Here is a 15,846-nt window from a genome sequence, read left to right on the forward strand (position 1 = left end):
TATGGGAGAATATCAAGAGAAGGTTGAAACATTAAAAACGCTAAAAGAAATTGCTGAAAAGCTAAATGAAGGCTTGGAAATAAAAGATACGCTTCATGAAGTGCTCCATATGCTGATGGATGTCACAGGCTTTCATTCCGCATGGATTTATTTTATAGAAAAAGACGGCTCGTACGAACTGATGGCAGAGGTCTCCTTACCAGAAGCGCTGGCAAAGCATCAAAAGCAGCTCATGTGTCAAAACGATTGCTATTGCATCAATCGATACACAAAGGGCTCACTCCAATCAGCCACAAACATTATGAATTGTAAACGCATCGAAACGGCCGTTAAAAAGCAGCTTGGGGATACTGAAGGAATTACACATCATGCGACGGTTCCCCTCAAAGCATGTAAGCGTACGTTCGGGTTATTGAATGTGGCGGCAAAAGGAAAAGTCACATTTACGCAAGAAGAATTGAACTTGCTTGAAAGCATTGCGCTTCAAATTGGTACCGCCATTCAACGGATGAAGCTTGTGCAAAACGAACATCAGCATGCTCTTTTGGAAGAAAGAAACCGGCTTGCACAGGACTTACATGATTCCGTTAACCAAATGCTATTTTCAGTCAGCCTGACTGCTAAAGCCGCCCGTCAAATGACAAACGATCAGAATCTAGGGGAAATGATTGATTTTATTCAGCATTTGTCACAAGATGCACTGGTTGAAATGCGGTCACTCATTTGGCAGCTAAGGCCAAGAGGACTTGAAAAAGGATTCACAACAGGGATTCAAGAGTATGCAAAGCTTTTAGGATTACGCTGTACATTATCGTTATCAGGTTGTATGGAGATGGATCATACTCAGCATGAAACGTTGTTTCGGGTATGCCAGGAAGCGCTGAATAATTGTCAAAAACATGCGGAAGTAGAGGACGTTAAAGTCCAGCTGGAACAATCAAAAGACACGTTTGAGATGAAAATCATCGACCACGGTAAAGGGTTTCAGTATGACGAGCAAATGAGCCTCCCTTCACTTGGTCTGAAAGGGATGTCTGACCGTATCAAAAGAGCTGGTGGAACATTTTGTATAGAGTCTGAGCTCGGTAAAGGGACCACTATTCAAGTGAAGGTGCCATTTTCTCAAGAAAGGAAGGGGTCGTCATGAGAGTTGTCATTGCAGATGATCATCATATTGTGAGAAAAGGGCTTGTGTTTTTCCTGCAGACACAGCCTGACGTCGAAATTGTTGGTGAGGCTTCTAATGGAGAAGAAGCATTAGAAATTGTCAGACAAACGCGACCTGACATCGTTCTCATGGATTTATCGATGCCTGTAATGAATGGCATTGAGGCAACGAAACAAATGACGCTGGAAATGCCTGATACCCGCATTGTGATCCTGACAAGCTATGCGGATAAAGATTATGTTATTCCCGCCATTCAAGCAGGGGCAAAAGCCTATCAGCTCAAGGATGTAGCGCCAGAAAAACTTCTTACGACAATGATTGACGTACAAAAGGGCACCTATCAATTAGATGGTCATATCACCAATTTTCTTGTGCAGCATTTGACTGAGCCAAAAGAGCAAAAATGGGAGTTAATGAAAGAGCTGACCAATAGAGAGCGAGATGTCTTATTCGAAATTGCAAAGGGGAAAAGCAATAAAGAAATTGCCTCATCCTTGTTTATTTCTGAAAAAACTGTCAAAACGCACGTATCTCATGTATTATCAAAACTAGAGCTGGCAGATCGTACCCAAGCGGCTCTATATGCAGTGGATTATCAAAAAAGTCAGCCTAAAGAGCTGCTATAATAGAAGGGAATTTAGTCGTTATGCTAAAACTTTTAAGCGCACATTCAGTTCAATGAATTGAATAAAAAGAGCACGGTTGTTGGTTTATTTGACGTGCCCTTTTGCGTGAAAAGAGAAGCATGTTCAGTCTAATTTCTAAAAGTAGAACGATAAAAGACTTGATGAGTATATGCTCATCAAGTCTTTTTTTTATTTTGAAGGAGGTGATAAACCGGCTGACTAAAGGTGAAATGATAAAAGGAGGAAATGAGCATGGAGACATATGAATTAGTGAGTGATTATCGTCATAATGAAAAATTGAAAGAAAGCTTTAATAAGCTAGCGATCAATACATTTGATTTGGATTTTAGTGACTGGTACAAAAGAGGGTATTGGGATAAAAAATATATTCCTTATTCCTTTGTCCATCACGGGAAAGTGATCTCAAACGCTTCCGTTTACCTCATGTCACTGATCATTGATGGAAAAACGTATCGAGCTGTTCAAATTGGCACGGTGATGACGGATCAAGCCTATCGCCATAAAGGATTAGCGACAAAGTTAATGGAGCATATTATGGATACGTACGAACATGATTGTGATTTGATTTTTCTTTTTGCCAATGAAACTGTACTGGATTTTTATCCAAAATTCGGCTTTACACGGTACCACGAAAGTGAGTTTAGTCTAGATATCAGCAAAAGCGCCATTCATATAAAAAAGGACATGCGTCTCAAGCAGCTGACATTGGAACATGACCTGCCATTACTTGAACAGTTCGCAGAAAAACGCCAAACGGGCTCAAAGAAATTAGACGCTAAGTATCATGGCAGCTTATTGATGTTTTATTTTACATTGGTTTGGCCGGATGCCCTTTTCTATATTGAAGCGTTGGATACGATTGTTCTGATGAATGAAGAAAATGAAACCATACATGTCTTTGATATCATTTCTCTCGAGCCACAAAATATAGAGGAAGTTGTTGCACATATTGTGAATGAAACGACGGAAAAAGTGATGTTCTATTTTACACCTGATACGTCAATTGACGGCTTACACTCGGTGAAGGCACCAAATGACGAGGATGCGCTGTTTGTTTATACAAAACAAGATTGGGTAAAAGGCCACTTTATGCTTCCAATCACTGCGCACTGCTAAATGTATGTAAAAAGGCTGATAATCAGCCTTTTTCTTTATGTGTACATCGGTTGTGAATAAACTTCAGAAGCAGCGGCCTCTGAAGCATGGTCAATGTACTGCAGGAGCCCATATAAACATTTTTCAACATCAGCATCGTTCCGGTTAAATTGATACGCGTGTAAGAAATGCTCAATACGTTTCGAGAGCAAGTCATCTTGCGTACGTACCATAAGAATAAGTAAATTATCCCATTGCGAGCGATGCGTATAATAAAGTGCTTTATCATAATCCGCCACATTCATCAAACCTTCTCCTTTCCCTTGAGAAGTCCTCATTAGTTTGCTCGGAACATATCGACATTTTCAGGGGAAAAGTTGGTGTCCGCATCAATCGTGTACCGGGAATTATAGGCTGAATAAATGCTTCATGTATGAAAATGGATCGATCAGCACAACATAAACAAAATATACATGAAAGTGAGATCAATGATATCATGCAGCCGAAATGGTGGGTGCCTTTTGCAGCGGGAATGGTTTTGTTTGGCAGTTTCATGATCCATCCTGCAACAAATGCAGCGACGCAGCCTGTTGAAAATTGGGAAAGACTTGCGTACACAGCGTTGCAAGAGGAATATGAAGGCGCCGTTTTAAACGATTATCAATATATCGGGCGTACACAAGTAAATGAAGATCAGACAAAGGATGTCTTTCGCGTCACCGTGAAGGAAGGCTCAACGCTTTTTGCTGCGCATGCAGAAATCTATTTTCACCCGGTGACCGGTCATTTGATTAGTATTAACGTATTCCGGTTATAAAAAAAGCACCTCTTTATTAGAGGTGCCCAGCGTGTAGACAAACCCTCGCATTCTTTGTCAGGTCTGCGCTTCGGTGCTCACGAATGTCAAATTCGCTCCGCTCCGGTGCTCGCCCTTCCTAGACTGCAAAGGTTTTCTATCACGCTGAAAAGAAGACAAAGGGCTAAAATAAAAATCATTTTAGCCCTTTGTCTACAATCTGAGCACCTCTTTATTAGAGGTGCCCTTTCCGGATCAATTATTTCATGCTTCCTTGAAGGTATGAGCGGATATCCACGCCAAGTGAATCGGCTAATCGTTGTCCGTAATCTTCATCTGCACGATAGAAGTTGCAGATCGCAAGTAATTTTGTTTTGTCATTTACATCTTTCAGGTCAGCTGTTAGGTTTTTGATCAATGCTTGTTTCTCTTCTTCTGAATAGCTTCGATATTTTTCCCCAGCTTGTTTGAAATCGTTTGGTTTTTCAATTTTTTGTCTCACCATACGATCACCGTGAAGAACTTGTTCACTTTCTTTGTAGTGAGGATTTTCTTTTGGCTGATCATCGTAACGGTTTGGTTCATAGTTAATATGACCGCTTGGACGAGTCGTTGTCATAAAGCCATCCTGCTGATTATTGTGTACAGGTGCATAAGGACAGTTCACCGGAATGCGCATATAGTTGGCACCAAGACGATGACGCTGCGTATCTGGATAAGAGAACAGACGACCTTGAAGCAATTTATCTTCAGATGCTTCAATTCCTGGAACAAGTGCACTTGGTGTGAAAGCAGCTTGCTCTGTTTCAGCAAAGAAGTTCTCAGGATTGCGGTTCAGTGTCATGCGTCCTACTTTTTGAAGCGGGTAATCTTCTTCGCTCCATGTCTTTGTTGGATCACATGGATCATAATCAAGATCATCATAATCGCTAAGCGGCATCAACTGGACATATAAATCCCATGCTGGGTAGTTGCCATTTTCAATGCGGTCATATAAATCTCTTGTCGCATGCTGGAAATCATTCGCTTGGGTTTCTGCTGCTTCTTCCATAGATAAATTACGAATACCTTCTGAAGGTCTCCAGTGATATTTCACATATTTTGTTTCACCATATTTGTTGACCCATCTAAATGTATGCACACCAGAACCGCGCATTTCAGCGTAGCTCGCAGGGATTCCTTCATCAGAGAAGAGCCATGTGAGCATATGAGTGGATTCAGGTGTTAAGGTCATAAAATCCCAATAACGGTCAGGATCTTGGATATTGGTTACAGGATCTGGCTTGAGAGAGTGAACCATATCAGGGAATTTCAATGCATCACGTATAAAGAAGATCGGCAAGTTGTTACCAACTAGATCATAGTTGCCTTCTTCTGTGTAAAATTTGACAGCAAAGCCGCGCGGATCACGCAATGTTTCAGGTGAACCTTTAGGATGAATAACTGTTGAGAAGCGAACAAAAACATCTGTCTGTTTTCCTTCTTCACTTAAGAAGGCTGCTTTTGTATGTTTCTCCATACTATTTTCAACTTCAAACACACCATAAGCGCCGGCGCCTCTCGCATGAACAACACGCTCTGGAATACGTTCACGATCGAAGTGTGCAAGTTTTTCAATCAAATGGTAATCATCAAGAAATGTAGGTCCGCGGTGACCAGCTGTTCTTGAGTTTTGGTTATCGCCAACAGGTACGCCTTGGTTCGTTGTCAAATTTTTATGATTTGAATTTGTCATTCTTTTCTCCTCCTGTAAACAAAAAAATGGTTTCTAGCAATCTATATACCCTAATTATATTGAATCAAACATGATAGTCAATATCTATTTATAATAATTTTAAATTAATTATTATTACAAGAAGGTAAAGAAAAAGACGAAAGAATAGAATTCTTTCGCCTAAAGGAGGAGCTCTCTAAGAGCATCTTTGTTTTGAGTTAAGTCTTTTAATGTGTATTGGTCAAGAACGCGCAAGTAAGCAGTAAGTGCTTCATGAAGTACATGCTTTAATGAACAAATCGGGGAAATGATACAGCTGTTTTTCCTTGGATCAAAGCATTCAACCATGACTAAATCATCCTCTGTATAACGGACAACCTCTCCAATGTTAATGCTTTCTGGGCTTTTCCCAAGCCTAATTCCGCCATTTCTTCCACGGATCGTTTCAACATAGCCGCGTTTTCCAAGATGATAAATCACCTTTGTCAGATGATTTTTAGAGATGCCATAAACATCGGCGATCTGCTGAATATTTGACAGTTCATTGTTCTCTCTTGATGCTAAATAAATGAGTACTCTTAATGAGAAATCTGTATAATTCGTTAGTTTCATTTTGACGACCTCTAAACCTGATAGAGTTTTGTATCATCGTAACACATTTTAGACAAAAACTGTTCGAGAAAGTGTTAAATGTGTCAACATTTAAAACATGTATTATAAATATTGCTTTTATAAGCTGTCATCCGTTACGATAAAGATGTATTTAAAATACATCTTTTGAAAGAAGGAATGACGATGTTATCTATAGATCAAATGAATGCTATTAAACAATCAGCCCCTCTATTAAAAGGCGAGGGAACCAACCTTGTGACTGTTTTTTATCAAAATATGATTCGTCAGCATCCAGAGCTACTCAATCAATTTAATCAAACAAACCTCATGAACGGAAGTCAGCCAGAGGCGCTTGCTGCGACACTATACCAAGCTGCACTGCACATCGATCGATTAGAAGAATTACTTCCTGCGGTCAAACAGATTGCCCATAAGCATGTCAGTGTGATGGTCAAAAAAGAGCAATATCCAATCGTCGGATATTACCTAATTGAAGCGATGAAAGAAGTGTTTGGTTTAACGGAAAAAGATGACACGCTTTTAGCTTGGAAGGCCGCATATGACATCATTGCAAATATTTTTATCACGATTGAAGCAGAAATGATGGAGGTGAATGTAAAGCAACCAGGTGGATGGGCAGATGTGAAGCCGTTTGTGATAAAGAAAAAGGTACAGGAATCTCCAGCGCTGATCTCCTTTTACTTAGTACCAGAAGATGAATCAGAGCTGCCAATGTTTGAAGCAGGTCAATATATTACGGTTCAGGCAGATATGCCAGGTGAGGCTTATATGTGTAGCAGACAATACAGCTTATCAGATTTGCATCATCCATCTTATTACCGCATCACAGTGAAGCGCGATGGTCATGTGTCTACATTTTTGCATGATGAAATGGAAGAAGGAGACGTTCTTCAAGTGAGTATGCCGCAGGGAATGTTCTGCTTGCAAGAAGCCACAAAAGAGCCTGTTTATTTCATTAGTGCTGGTTCTGGAGTCACGCCAATGATCGGTTTAATGAAAACAGCAGCGCAAAACAGCCATCCATTTACAATGATTCATGCAGATCGATTAGAGGATGTCACCGCTTTTGAAAATGAATTTGAAAGCGTTCTAACATCAGCTCCGCATGGCCGCATCATCTTATGTAATGAACAATTTGCGAAGTCTGGTAAGGGTGAGCTTGTTGAAAAGGCAGCTTCCCGCATTGACCGTCCATTCCTTCAATCAGTGGTTGGAGAAGGGAAAGGCCAATTTTATCTATGCGGATCCCCGGTGTTTACACAGGAGATGATTTATATACTAAAAGAGCTGGGAATTCCAGAACAGAATATACATTTCGAGTCATTCGGCGGGCAATCCACGAAAGAAATGGAAGTCGTCTAAACGAATGGCGGAACATCATGTTTTTTTAGATACGCTCATATAGTAGGGATAAGTCCGATGAGGAGGGATGGTTTCCTTGAGCGTATTAGAAAAACGTCTTTTACAAAGAGCCATTGATGAAATTACAGAAATTGCAGAAGAATTTGGTCTAGATTTTTATCCGATGAGGTATGAAATCTGTCCCGCGGAAATAATTTATACGTTCGGTGCATACGGAATGCCAACACGATTCAGCCACTGGAGCTTCGGGAAACAATTTCATAAAATGAAGCTTCATTATGATTTAGGATTAAGCAAAATTTATGAGCTGGTCATCAATTCAAATCCTTGCTACGCCTTTCTACTTGATAACAACACGCTTGTTCAGAATAAATTAATTGTGGCTCATGTACTGGCACACTGTGATTTCTTCAAAAATAATTGCCGTTTCCAAAACACAAAACGAGACATGGTAGAAAGCATGTCAGCTGCGGCAGAGCGGATCAAAGAATATGAGCATCTTCATGGAACAAAAGAAGTTGAATCCTTTTTAGACGCCGTATTGGCTCTTCAGGAGCATATTGATCCGTCTCTTGTTCGTTCAAAACTAAGCTGGAATATCGGCGATGAAGAAGAATATGAAGATGACCAACCAAAGCGTCAGACGCCGTATGATGATTTGTGGGGAATGGATGAGCCGAAAATACGTGAGAAAAAGAAAATCGCCAAGCCATTTCCGCCAAAGCCGGAAAAAGATATTTTACTCTTTATTGAGGCGCACTCCCGGGAGTTAGAGCCGTGGCAGCGCGACGTCCTCACGATGCTGAGGGAGGAAATGCTCTATTTTTGGCCTCAGCTAGAAACAAAGATTATGAATGAAGGCTGGGCATCGTATTGGCATCAGCGGATAATGCGAGAGCTTGATTTGGATTCAAATGAATCGATTGAGTTTGCCAAATTAAATGCTGGCGTGGTGCAGCCGTCAAAAACAGGCATCAATCCTTACTATTTAGGTTTGAAGATTTTTGAAGATATCGAAGAGCGCTATGACAACCCATGTGAAGAATTAAAAAAAGCAGGGGTGACAGAAGGATCGGGCCGCAGCAAAATGTTTGAAGTAAGGGAGATTGAATCAGATATTTCCTTCATTCGAAATTACTTAACAAAAGACCTTGTGATGAGAGAAGATTTGTACTTGTTTCAAAAACAAGGGAGAGATTATAAAGTCATCGATAAAGAATGGAAGGCTGTTCGTGATCAGCTAGTCAGCATGAGGGTCAATGGCGGCTTTCCTTATTTGACCGTGATGGATGGCGACTATTTAAAAAACAATGAACTCTATATTAAACATTGGTATGAGGGCATTGAACTAGATCTGAAATACTTAGAAAAAGTACTCCCATATTTGCATCAGCTATGGGGAAGAAGTGTGCATATCGAATCCATTCTTGAAGGAAAAGAAGTCATGTTTTCGTATGATGGAAAAGGAGTTCATAGAAAATATCTCGCATAAAAAAACAAAAAAAGATGTCTCTTAGTAGACATCTTTTTTGTCAGTTTTATTGGTTTTTCAGCAGCTTGAAAATGTGTTTTGCTTGATCGGTGTTTTCCATCAGACCTTTTAGCTTTTGGCTTGTTGGGCCATACGTAAAGAATGGCACTTCATCGCCCGTATGACCTGATGTGGTCCAGCCTGTATGTGATCTCACGTTGATCACTTCTTCAATCGCATCATCAATTTTAACAGTATCCTTTGTTTCAGCGGCCTTTTGAATAGAGGCCATTTCTTCTGTTGTGAAATCAAGATCGATATATTGTTTCAGCGCTGATTCAACAGGCATGCCACTGACGATTTTGTTTGCGATAAAATCTGGGGTCTTTTTCGCTGCTTTTACCGGTTTGTAATCCCAGCTACCTGAGCCGTCTGCCCCAAAGGAAAGTCCGCCAGTTGAATGATCGGCAGTGGTGATGACTAACGTATTTTTATCCTTTTTTGCAAAACGAATCGCTTCTTCAAATGCTTTTTCAAAATCCTTCATTTCACTCATGGCACTCACAATATCATGATCATGTCCTGCCCAGTCAATTTGACTGCCTTCGACCATAAGGAAAAATCCATTTTTGTTTTTAGACAGCTGTTTAATGGCTGAGGATGTCATGTCTTGCAGGGAAGGGGTCTTTTTATCACGATCAATCGCTTTATCAAGACCGCCATCAGCAAAAATGCCTAACACCTTTTGGTTTTTGTTTTTTTGTAAGGCATCTTTATTGGTGACATAATCATATCCGGCTTGCTTAAATTCCTTCGTTAAATCACGATCCTTTCGGACAAAATCGACGAGACCTCCGCCAAGCATGACATCGACTGTATGCTGTTTACCGATTTTTTCATCGAAGAAATCATCAGCGATGGCTGCTGTGTTTTTTCTCGATACATCGTGAGCCGCATACGCAGCAGGGGTGGCATTTGTTAATTCAGAGGTCACGACAAGACCCGTCGATTTTCCTTTGCGTTTGGCTTCTTCTAAAACGGTTTTTAATTTTTTGCCGTTTTTGTTTACACCAATGGCATTGTTGTATGTCTTTTTACCAGTTGCCATAGCTGTACCAGCTGCGGCAGAATCAGTGATATTGCTTTTCGAGTCGTTAGGGTATGTTTTATGCATGCCAGTAAGGTAAGGGTCAAACGCTGTTTGCTTTGAAAGGTCTCCGTTGTGCTTAAATGAACGGTAAGTTGAAAGATACGGTGTTCCCATGCCATCCCCGATCAGCACGATCACATTTTGTACGTCATTTTTTGGCTTCTTTTTAGCCTCTGCCTTGTCAGCCTGTCCAAATTCAATTCCTGAAAAAATGCCAATCGATAGCAAAGATGCTGCCGCCACTGCAGCGATTTTCGTTTTCGAGCTTTTCAACACACTCATTCATTTTGCCTCCTCAATGTTTATGTATCGCTCTTACGTTTACAATGGTAGAGCAGAATTGTGGATTCCCATTTACAGGATCGTAAAGTTCCCTTTAAAATTGTAAAGGCCCACTTTACATAGAATGAGCCAAAAGGAGAAATGAATGTATCATTTATCCATGACAAGATGCGTTTATTTTGTCATGATTGTGTAATGAAAATGAAATATAAAGAACCCTAAAAAAAAATAAATTTTGCCGAATTAATAAGCATAATGTCGTAGGAAGTCAAGACTATTTCTTCTGGTATTTGATCCTTATAATAGTAAGTAGATAAAAATTCGGATCTCGATAGATACATACAGGAGGAACAAATGAAAAAACAATTGATCACAGCTGCAAGTGCAGTTTTACTTGGGACGACATTATTTGCCGGAGCTGCCTCAGCACAATCAGTAAAAGTTCAAAAAGGTGACTCTCTTTCTGTTCTAGCGAAAAAATATAAGACAAGCGTGAGCAAGATTAAATCAGACAATAAGCTGAAATCTAACACGATTTATGTTGGACAAACGTTAAAAGTAAATGGTACTGCCGCAAAAAAAACAACGAAAACATCCAAAACAACAACAAAAGTAAAAGCGGCGTCAGCCACAGCCACTCATAAAGTTGTGAAAGGTGATACATTATCTAAAATCGGCAAAAAGTACGGCATGACTGTAAAAGAGCTGAAATCGTTAAATAAACTCAAAACAAACCTGATCAAAATTGGGCAAAAGCTAAAGGTCAAAAAGTCGTCTAAAAAAGTGAAGACAACACCTGTTAAAGAAAAAACAGTTTCTGCTTCTTCTTTAAACACGTCTAAGCTTGTATCGGATGCTAAAGCGCACAATGGCACACCATATAGATGGGGTGGAACGACACCAAAGGGCTTTGATTGCAGCGGGTTTATGTGGTATATCATTAACAAACAAAAAAAGATTTCGAGACAAACAACTGAAGGTTTTTGGGGATCAATGAAAAGCGTATCTTCTCCAAAGGTTGGAGATTTTGTGTTCTTTACAACATATAAATCGGGTCCGTCTCACATGGGTGTCTACATTGGAAACAACAAGTTTATTCATGCTGCTTCCGATGGTGTGACGATCAGTGATATGAATTCAAGCTACTGGAAGCCGATTTACCTTGGAGCGAAAACTTTTGTAAACTAATTTATTTTAAGAGACTGCTGATGAAGCAGTCTTTTTGATTTGCGCTGTAGACTTAAGAACATAAATCGATATTCAAAAAAGCCCGTGCGACTTGGCATTAGTCAAGTAACACGGGCTTTTCATTTTGAGAACGGCTTAAAAGCCTAATTGAAGATCGACATCGATCGATACGATGGCATAGACACAAAGAATGACAAAGATATTCAGAACGACACCAAGGAACCCAGGTCCCGTACGGCCTTTTTTAATGAACAGTTCAATAATGCCAAATGGAACTGCGGCCATTGCAAAAGGAAGCATCTGAAAAGAATAAAATGTCACATTACTGATAATGGCGAGGTTCAGCATGAGCAGAGATAATATCGCTGTACCGACAGAAATCCAGCCAAATACATTATGCTCTTTAAAAATTCTTACCAATTCCATAATTCCACCTCGCTCACTTTTGCCGTTTTAATGCGTTTTGTCTTCACGAATTTCTCGATTTCTTTCGAAGGACCTGTGATCACAGAGCCATAAATCGTGACACCATTTTGATTGATATAGCGTATGCGGTTTGACAGATCCAGTTCAGATCTGCCAGAGATCGTTTTTGCCCAGGTTGGGTGCTGATTGACATAAGTAAGGGCATCTTTAAATTGATCTACCTCTGTTTTTGATGTGTGCTGAAGCTCTTTTAAGAATTCAGAGTCTCTCCCAGGAAAGCCAATTGGCCGCTGATTCTCGCTTAATGAATCCTCTGTTTTAATCGCATTCCAGAGCACTTTCATATCATATTTTTTAGCAAAGGAATAAACGTCCTTTGGTGTATACGCTTTGTCATAGGAGACATACACTTCACTGACTGTTCCTTCAGGAAGCTTGTCTAAAGTAGTGAGTGTTTGTTTTTTTGATGCATCTGCCTGAGTAGAAGGATGGGTAAAGAAATCCTCCGTATCGCGTGCGCTGTCACCATAATATGAGATGGTAGGCTGCTTTAATTTATCGAAAAACATCTCGATTTGCTCACTGCCAATGGCTTCTGTTTTATTGCCAATTTGTTTTTGCAGCTTCAATTCGGTGTTCATTCCAAAAAGCTTGACTTGGCCTTTTAAATCCTTCATATCAATCGCCACGTTTGGTTTCGTCAAAGCGACTGTTACAGCGGCTGTTTCCATGAAGTGATTCCCTTTGCTCTCTGCTCCGCCAACGCCGTAGTATAGATAACTTCCTAATGTACAAAGCGGTAAAATAATAAGTGTAGAGATGACAGCAAGTACAGAAATACGTAAATAAGACTTTCTTTTTCCGTATTGCAAGATGGCTTTTTGCTTTTCAGGACTGATGGAAAAATCGGTCCAATCCGAGTCGTTCAGTTCCTGACTTAAGCGTTTTTCGTTTTCTTCAAGCTCTTCTTCAAACGCTATCATTTCTTCCTCGTTCATCTCACCATTATTATATTGTTCCCATCGCTTGTTAAACTCTTCATTCATCATTAACACCTCTGTTGTAAAGTGCTTTTAGGCGCTGCCTTGCACGAAATAAAACACTTTTAAAATTTGCTTCAGTAATATTCATGACCTTGGATGCTTCCTTGTAATTCAGTTCTTTTAAATAATACAATGTCAACGCTTCCTTGTAGTTATCTGGAAGCTGTTCCAAATACATGTTGAGGACTTCTTTTATTTCAACCTGTTCAGCAGGGCTTTGTACAGACGTTTGTAAAAGGCCGCCAATAAGATCATCCGATATGGTCACTTCTTTTTTATGTTTCCTGACATAATCAATAAAAGCATTTCGTGCCACCTGAAATAACCAAGGTTTCACTTTGCTATGGTCGTAGGAATGAATATGTATATAAGCACGCATAAAGGTTTCCTGCAATAAGTCTTCTGCCAAATGTTTGTCTTTTGTCATGGAGAGCAGAAACCTGTAAACATCGTTCATATACATTTGATAAATTTCATCGATCGTCACTGATTTTTCTCCCCTCTATGTTATACACGCATAAGAAAGGCATAAAGTTGCACGAAACTTCTCAATACCGTACAATACTCATTTCTTTCGCCGAATCAAAATCATTTCTCCTTATCATAGCGAAATTTGCGTCATTTATAAAGCATTTTCAATAGAACAAATCAGGAAAAAACCTTAAAAAACGACAAAATTGGACACAATTCCTCTTCTATTCTCTCCTAAAACCATAGACCTGAATACAGAAAGAACGATGATTTAGAAAGAAAAATGATGTGATGGTTTGGCTGTTTCATGAAAATTTTAGTACCAGGTAATAAAAAATTTGTTATAATAGAAACAAATCCTTCATTCTTCAAACAAAGGAAGTGCACTATGTATAAATTTTCAGGCTATACCATTAAAGTAGTATTTACTCTCCGAGGCGGAATCAAAGTATATCAAAAAGAGAATCTGCCAACGGATCGGGGATTTGTCATTGCATGTACACATGAGGGTTTTGTGGATGTTCTTGCATTAGGCGCAGGAATTCTTCCGTTTGAGATCCACTACATGGCGAAAAAAGAATTGTTTGCAAACAAATGGATCGGTGGATTTTTAAAGAAGATTCATGCCTTTCCAGTTGATCGAGAGAATCCTGGGCCAAGCAGTATTAAAACGCCCATTAAATTATTAAAAGAGGGAAAGATCGTCGGGATTTTTCCAAGCGGAACACGTACAACAGAGGATGTACCTTTAAAAAGAGGTGCGGTTACTATTGCACAGCTCGGTAAAGCGCCAATCGTTCCAGCAGCGTACAAAGGACCGTCCAATGCGAAAAGTCTTTTCAAAAAGGGGAAAATGCGCTTAATTATTGGTGAACCGATTGAGCAGTCAGAATTTGAGCATCTGCCGCCAAAAGAACGATTAGGTGCCATGACGGAAGTATTAAACACGAGAATTAAAGAACTTGAAGCTCAATTAATGGAAAAGGCATAAGAAAAACGACCGCTTGCTTTGGCAAGGGTCGTTTTTTTCTTAAGAAGCGCCTTCTTCAGCGGCTTCTGCTAATTGTTCATTTAACTTTTTGACCTCGATATATACCACATGGTGTCCATCGACTTCATTAATGATAAATTCATAGCCTTGCTCACGAATGGTGTCATTTTTCTCAACTTCATATTTCTGAGTAAGGAACCAGCCGCCGATCGTATCGACTTCTTCGTTATCAAGCTGCGTACCTAAGAGCAGGTTGACTTGGTCCACTAGAACCTTTCCATCAAAGATGTAATGGTCTTCTCCAAGTTTACGCACTTCGTTGATTTCATCCATATCGAATTCATCACGAATTTCACCGACGATTTCTTCAAGGATGTCTTCTACAGTCACAATACCAGCTGTACCGCCGTATTCATCTGATAAAATCGCCATGTGTACACGTTCACGCTGCATTTTGAGCAATAAATCATGTACAGGAACGGTTTCAATCACATGAATAATTGGATTGACAAACTTTTCGATCGTATCACTTGTAGAACACTCACCGCTAATGCATGCAGTAAGAACCTCTTTAATGTTCAGAACACCAATCATATTATCTTTATCGCCATCTTCAATTGGATAACGTGTATATTTCTCTACCTTGGTCACCTTCAGCATTTCCTCAATGGTAATATCATGAGGGAAGCTGACAACTTCGGTACGAGGAATCATAATTTCTTTCGCCAGACGGTCATCAAATTCAAAAATTTTATTTACATATTTGAATTCAGACTGGTTAATTTCGCCGCTTTTATAGCTCTCTGATAAAATAATCCGCAATTCTTCTTCAGAGTGCGCCATGTCATGCTCAGAAACTTGCTGAAGACCGAACGCTTTTGTTAACAAACGAGCAGATCCATTTAATACCCAGATAAACGGGAACATCACTTTGTAAAAAATCATGAGCGGTCTAGCAAAAAGAAGAGATACTTGCTCCGCCTTTTGAATGGCGAGTGTTTTTGGTGCAAGTTCTCCAACCACAACGTGTAAAAACGTCATAATACTAAACGCAATAATAAAAGTGACAATAGAACTAGCTGATTGAGGAATGGACAGCTCTACAAATAGTGGAGCAAGCATGTGCGCAATTGTTTCTTCCCCTAACCAACCAATACCAAGGGCGGTAATGGTAATACCGAGCTGACAGGCCGACAGATACTCATCAAGGTGAGTCGTGACATGCTTGACAGCAACTGCTGTTTTATTACCTTCTGCGATTAACTGATCAATTCTTGAGCTTCTTAAGCGAATGATCGCAAACTCTGATGCAACGAAAAATGCGGTTAAAGCTATAAGCAAAGCAACTATAAGTAAATTAACTATGTCCAATTAAGGCCTTCGTTCTGACTTTGAGAACGAAGGTAACA

The 15,846-nt window shown here is 39.8% G+C and carries 16 protein-coding genes; 8 read left to right on the top strand and 8 right to left on the bottom strand.

Features of this window, described 5'->3' with window-relative positions; all coding sequences use genetic code 11:
* Position 1: 1 nt before the first annotated feature.
* The 3 genes from MHB83_RS09690 to MHB83_RS09700 all read left to right on the top strand — a co-directional run bounded on the left by MHB83_RS09690 (position 2) and on the right by MHB83_RS09700 (position 2,931).
* On the top strand, positions 2–1,147 hold the full coding sequence (locus tag MHB83_RS09690; RefSeq protein WP_050945426.1) for a GAF domain-containing sensor histidine kinase: 1,146 nt from the start codon (positions 2–4) through the stop codon (positions 1,145–1,147).
* Positions 1,144–1,794, top strand: a complete 651-nt coding sequence (locus MHB83_RS09695) for a response regulator transcription factor (RefSeq protein WP_003212112.1) — start codon at positions 1,144–1,146, stop codon at positions 1,792–1,794. Before MHB83_RS09690 ends, MHB83_RS09695 begins: the two co-directional genes overlap by 4 nt.
* Positions 1,795–2,046: 252 nt before the next feature.
* Positions 2,047–2,931, top strand: a complete 885-nt coding sequence (locus MHB83_RS09700; protein ID WP_342496271.1) for a GNAT family N-acetyltransferase — start codon at positions 2,047–2,049, stop codon at positions 2,929–2,931.
* Positions 2,932–2,966: 35 nt separating this feature from the next.
* On the opposite strand, the gene MHB83_RS09705 is transcribed toward MHB83_RS09700, so the two are convergent.
* Positions 2,967–3,215 carry a YhdB family protein gene (locus MHB83_RS09705; RefSeq protein WP_024426598.1) on the bottom strand — a complete coding sequence of 83 codons (249 nt, stop codon included), beginning with the start codon at positions 3,213–3,215 and terminating at the stop codon, positions 2,967–2,969.
* 128 nt (positions 3,216–3,343) lie between these two features.
* Here MHB83_RS09705 and MHB83_RS09710 point away from each other — a divergent pair, with 128 nt between their 5' ends.
* Positions 3,344–3,727, top strand: a complete 384-nt coding sequence (locus MHB83_RS09710; protein WP_137054851.1) for a YqzG/YhdC family protein — start codon at positions 3,344–3,346, stop codon at positions 3,725–3,727.
* A 238-nt stretch (positions 3,728–3,965) separates the two neighbouring features.
* On the opposite strand, the gene MHB83_RS09715 is transcribed toward MHB83_RS09710, so the two are convergent.
* Positions 3,966–5,441, bottom strand: coding sequence for a catalase (locus MHB83_RS09715; RefSeq protein ID WP_050945423.1), 1,476 nt, complete (start codon positions 5,439–5,441; stop codon positions 3,966–3,968).
* A gap of 159 nt (positions 5,442–5,600) precedes the next feature.
* On the bottom strand, positions 5,601–6,032 hold the full coding sequence (locus tag MHB83_RS09720) for an Rrf2 family transcriptional regulator (RefSeq protein WP_050945422.1): 432 nt from the start codon (positions 6,030–6,032) through the stop codon (positions 5,601–5,603).
* Positions 6,033–6,215: 183 nt separating this feature from the next.
* Between MHB83_RS09720 and MHB83_RS09725 the strand changes: the two genes are divergently transcribed.
* Both MHB83_RS09725 and MHB83_RS09730 read left to right on the top strand, forming a co-directional pair.
* Positions 6,216–7,415 (top strand): globin domain-containing protein, encoded by a 1,200-nt coding sequence (locus tag MHB83_RS09725; protein WP_342496272.1) that lies wholly within the window; start codon positions 6,216–6,218, stop codon positions 7,413–7,415.
* A gap of 76 nt (positions 7,416–7,491) precedes the next feature.
* Positions 7,492–8,907: a SpoVR family protein gene (locus MHB83_RS09730; RefSeq protein ID WP_310023402.1), complete on the top strand. Its 1,416-nt coding sequence runs from the start codon at positions 7,492–7,494 to the stop codon at positions 8,905–8,907.
* Between the two features lie 46 nt (positions 8,908–8,953).
* Here MHB83_RS09730 and MHB83_RS09735 read toward each other — a convergent pair whose 3' ends face one another.
* Complete coding sequence (locus tag MHB83_RS09735; RefSeq protein ID WP_342496273.1) at positions 8,954–10,318, bottom strand: alkaline phosphatase; 1,365 nt, start codon at positions 10,316–10,318, stop codon at positions 8,954–8,956.
* A gap of 354 nt (positions 10,319–10,672) precedes the next feature.
* Between MHB83_RS09735 and MHB83_RS09740 the strand changes: the two genes are divergently transcribed.
* A complete protein-coding gene (locus tag MHB83_RS09740; RefSeq protein ID WP_050945418.1) occupies positions 10,673–11,506 on the top strand; it encodes a C40 family peptidase in 834 nt (277 codons plus the stop codon).
* 135 nt (positions 11,507–11,641) lie between these two features.
* Here the strand turns inward: MHB83_RS09740 and MHB83_RS09745 are convergent, their stop codons facing one another.
* The 3 genes from MHB83_RS09745 to MHB83_RS09755 are packed head-to-tail and all read right to left on the bottom strand — an operon-like array spanning position 11,642 to position 13,462.
* Positions 11,642–11,932 carry a hypothetical protein gene (locus tag MHB83_RS09745; RefSeq protein ID WP_003212420.1) on the bottom strand — a complete coding sequence of 97 codons (291 nt, stop codon included), beginning with the start codon at positions 11,930–11,932 and terminating at the stop codon, positions 11,642–11,644.
* On the bottom strand, positions 11,920–12,978 hold the full coding sequence (locus MHB83_RS09750) for an anti-sigma factor (protein WP_003212471.1): 1,059 nt from the start codon (positions 12,976–12,978) through the stop codon (positions 11,920–11,922). Before MHB83_RS09750 ends, MHB83_RS09745 begins: the two co-directional genes overlap by 13 nt.
* Positions 12,971–13,462 (bottom strand): sigma-70 family RNA polymerase sigma factor, encoded by a 492-nt coding sequence (locus MHB83_RS09755; RefSeq protein ID WP_003211938.1) that lies wholly within the window; start codon positions 13,460–13,462, stop codon positions 12,971–12,973. The genes MHB83_RS09750 and MHB83_RS09755 overlap by 8 nt, the downstream gene beginning before the upstream one ends.
* A 372-nt stretch (positions 13,463–13,834) precedes the next feature.
* On the opposite strand from MHB83_RS09755, the gene MHB83_RS09760 reads away from it, so the two are divergent.
* Complete coding sequence (locus tag MHB83_RS09760) at positions 13,835–14,437, top strand: 1-acyl-sn-glycerol-3-phosphate acyltransferase (RefSeq protein WP_003212102.1); 603 nt, start codon at positions 13,835–13,837, stop codon at positions 14,435–14,437.
* Positions 14,438–14,476: 39 nt separating this feature from the next.
* Here MHB83_RS09760 and MHB83_RS09765 read toward each other — a convergent pair whose 3' ends face one another.
* Complete coding sequence (locus MHB83_RS09765; protein WP_342496274.1) at positions 14,477–15,808, bottom strand: hemolysin family protein; 1,332 nt, start codon at positions 15,806–15,808, stop codon at positions 14,477–14,479.
* Positions 15,809–15,846: the final 38 nt, after the last annotated feature.

It is taken from the genome of Bacillus sp. FSL K6-3149 (assembly GCF_038630515.1).
GTDB lineage: Bacteria > Bacillota > Bacilli > Bacillales > Bacillaceae > Bacillus > Bacillus pumilus.

Excerpts from the sequence above, each read along its gene's own strand:
- MHB83_RS09735 (WP_342496273.1), bottom strand. The coding sequence starts at position 10,318 with ATGAGTGTGTTGAAAAGCTCGAAAACGAAAATCGCTGCAGTGGCGGCA.
- MHB83_RS09695 (WP_003212112.1), top strand. The coding sequence starts at position 1,144 with ATGAGAGTTGTCATTGCAGATGATCATCATATTGTGAGAAAAGGGCTT.
- MHB83_RS09690 (WP_050945426.1), top strand. The coding sequence starts at position 2 with ATGGGAGAATATCAAGAGAAGGTTGAAACATTAAAAACGCTAAAAGAA.
- MHB83_RS09725 (WP_342496272.1), top strand. The coding sequence starts at position 6,216 with ATGTTATCTATAGATCAAATGAATGCTATTAAACAATCAGCCCCTCTA.
- MHB83_RS09710 (WP_137054851.1), top strand. The coding sequence starts at position 3,344 with ATGAAAATGGATCGATCAGCACAACATAAACAAAATATACATGAAAGT.
- MHB83_RS09705 (WP_024426598.1), bottom strand. The coding sequence starts at position 3,215 with ATGAATGTGGCGGATTATGATAAAGCACTTTATTATACGCATCGCTCG.
- MHB83_RS09760 (WP_003212102.1), top strand. The coding sequence starts at position 13,835 with ATGTATAAATTTTCAGGCTATACCATTAAAGTAGTATTTACTCTCCGA.
- MHB83_RS09700 (WP_342496271.1), top strand. The coding sequence starts at position 2,047 with ATGGAGACATATGAATTAGTGAGTGATTATCGTCATAATGAAAAATTG.
- MHB83_RS09745 (WP_003212420.1), bottom strand. The coding sequence starts at position 11,932 with ATGGAATTGGTAAGAATTTTTAAAGAGCATAATGTATTTGGCTGGATT.
- MHB83_RS09750 (WP_003212471.1), bottom strand. The coding sequence starts at position 12,978 with ATGAATGAAGAGTTTAACAAGCGATGGGAACAATATAATAATGGTGAG.
- MHB83_RS09715 (WP_050945423.1), bottom strand. The coding sequence starts at position 5,441 with ATGACAAATTCAAATCATAAAAATTTGACAACGAACCAAGGCGTACCT.
- MHB83_RS09720 (WP_050945422.1), bottom strand. The coding sequence starts at position 6,032 with ATGAAACTAACGAATTATACAGATTTCTCATTAAGAGTACTCATTTAT.
- MHB83_RS09740 (WP_050945418.1), top strand. The coding sequence starts at position 10,673 with ATGAAAAAACAATTGATCACAGCTGCAAGTGCAGTTTTACTTGGGACG.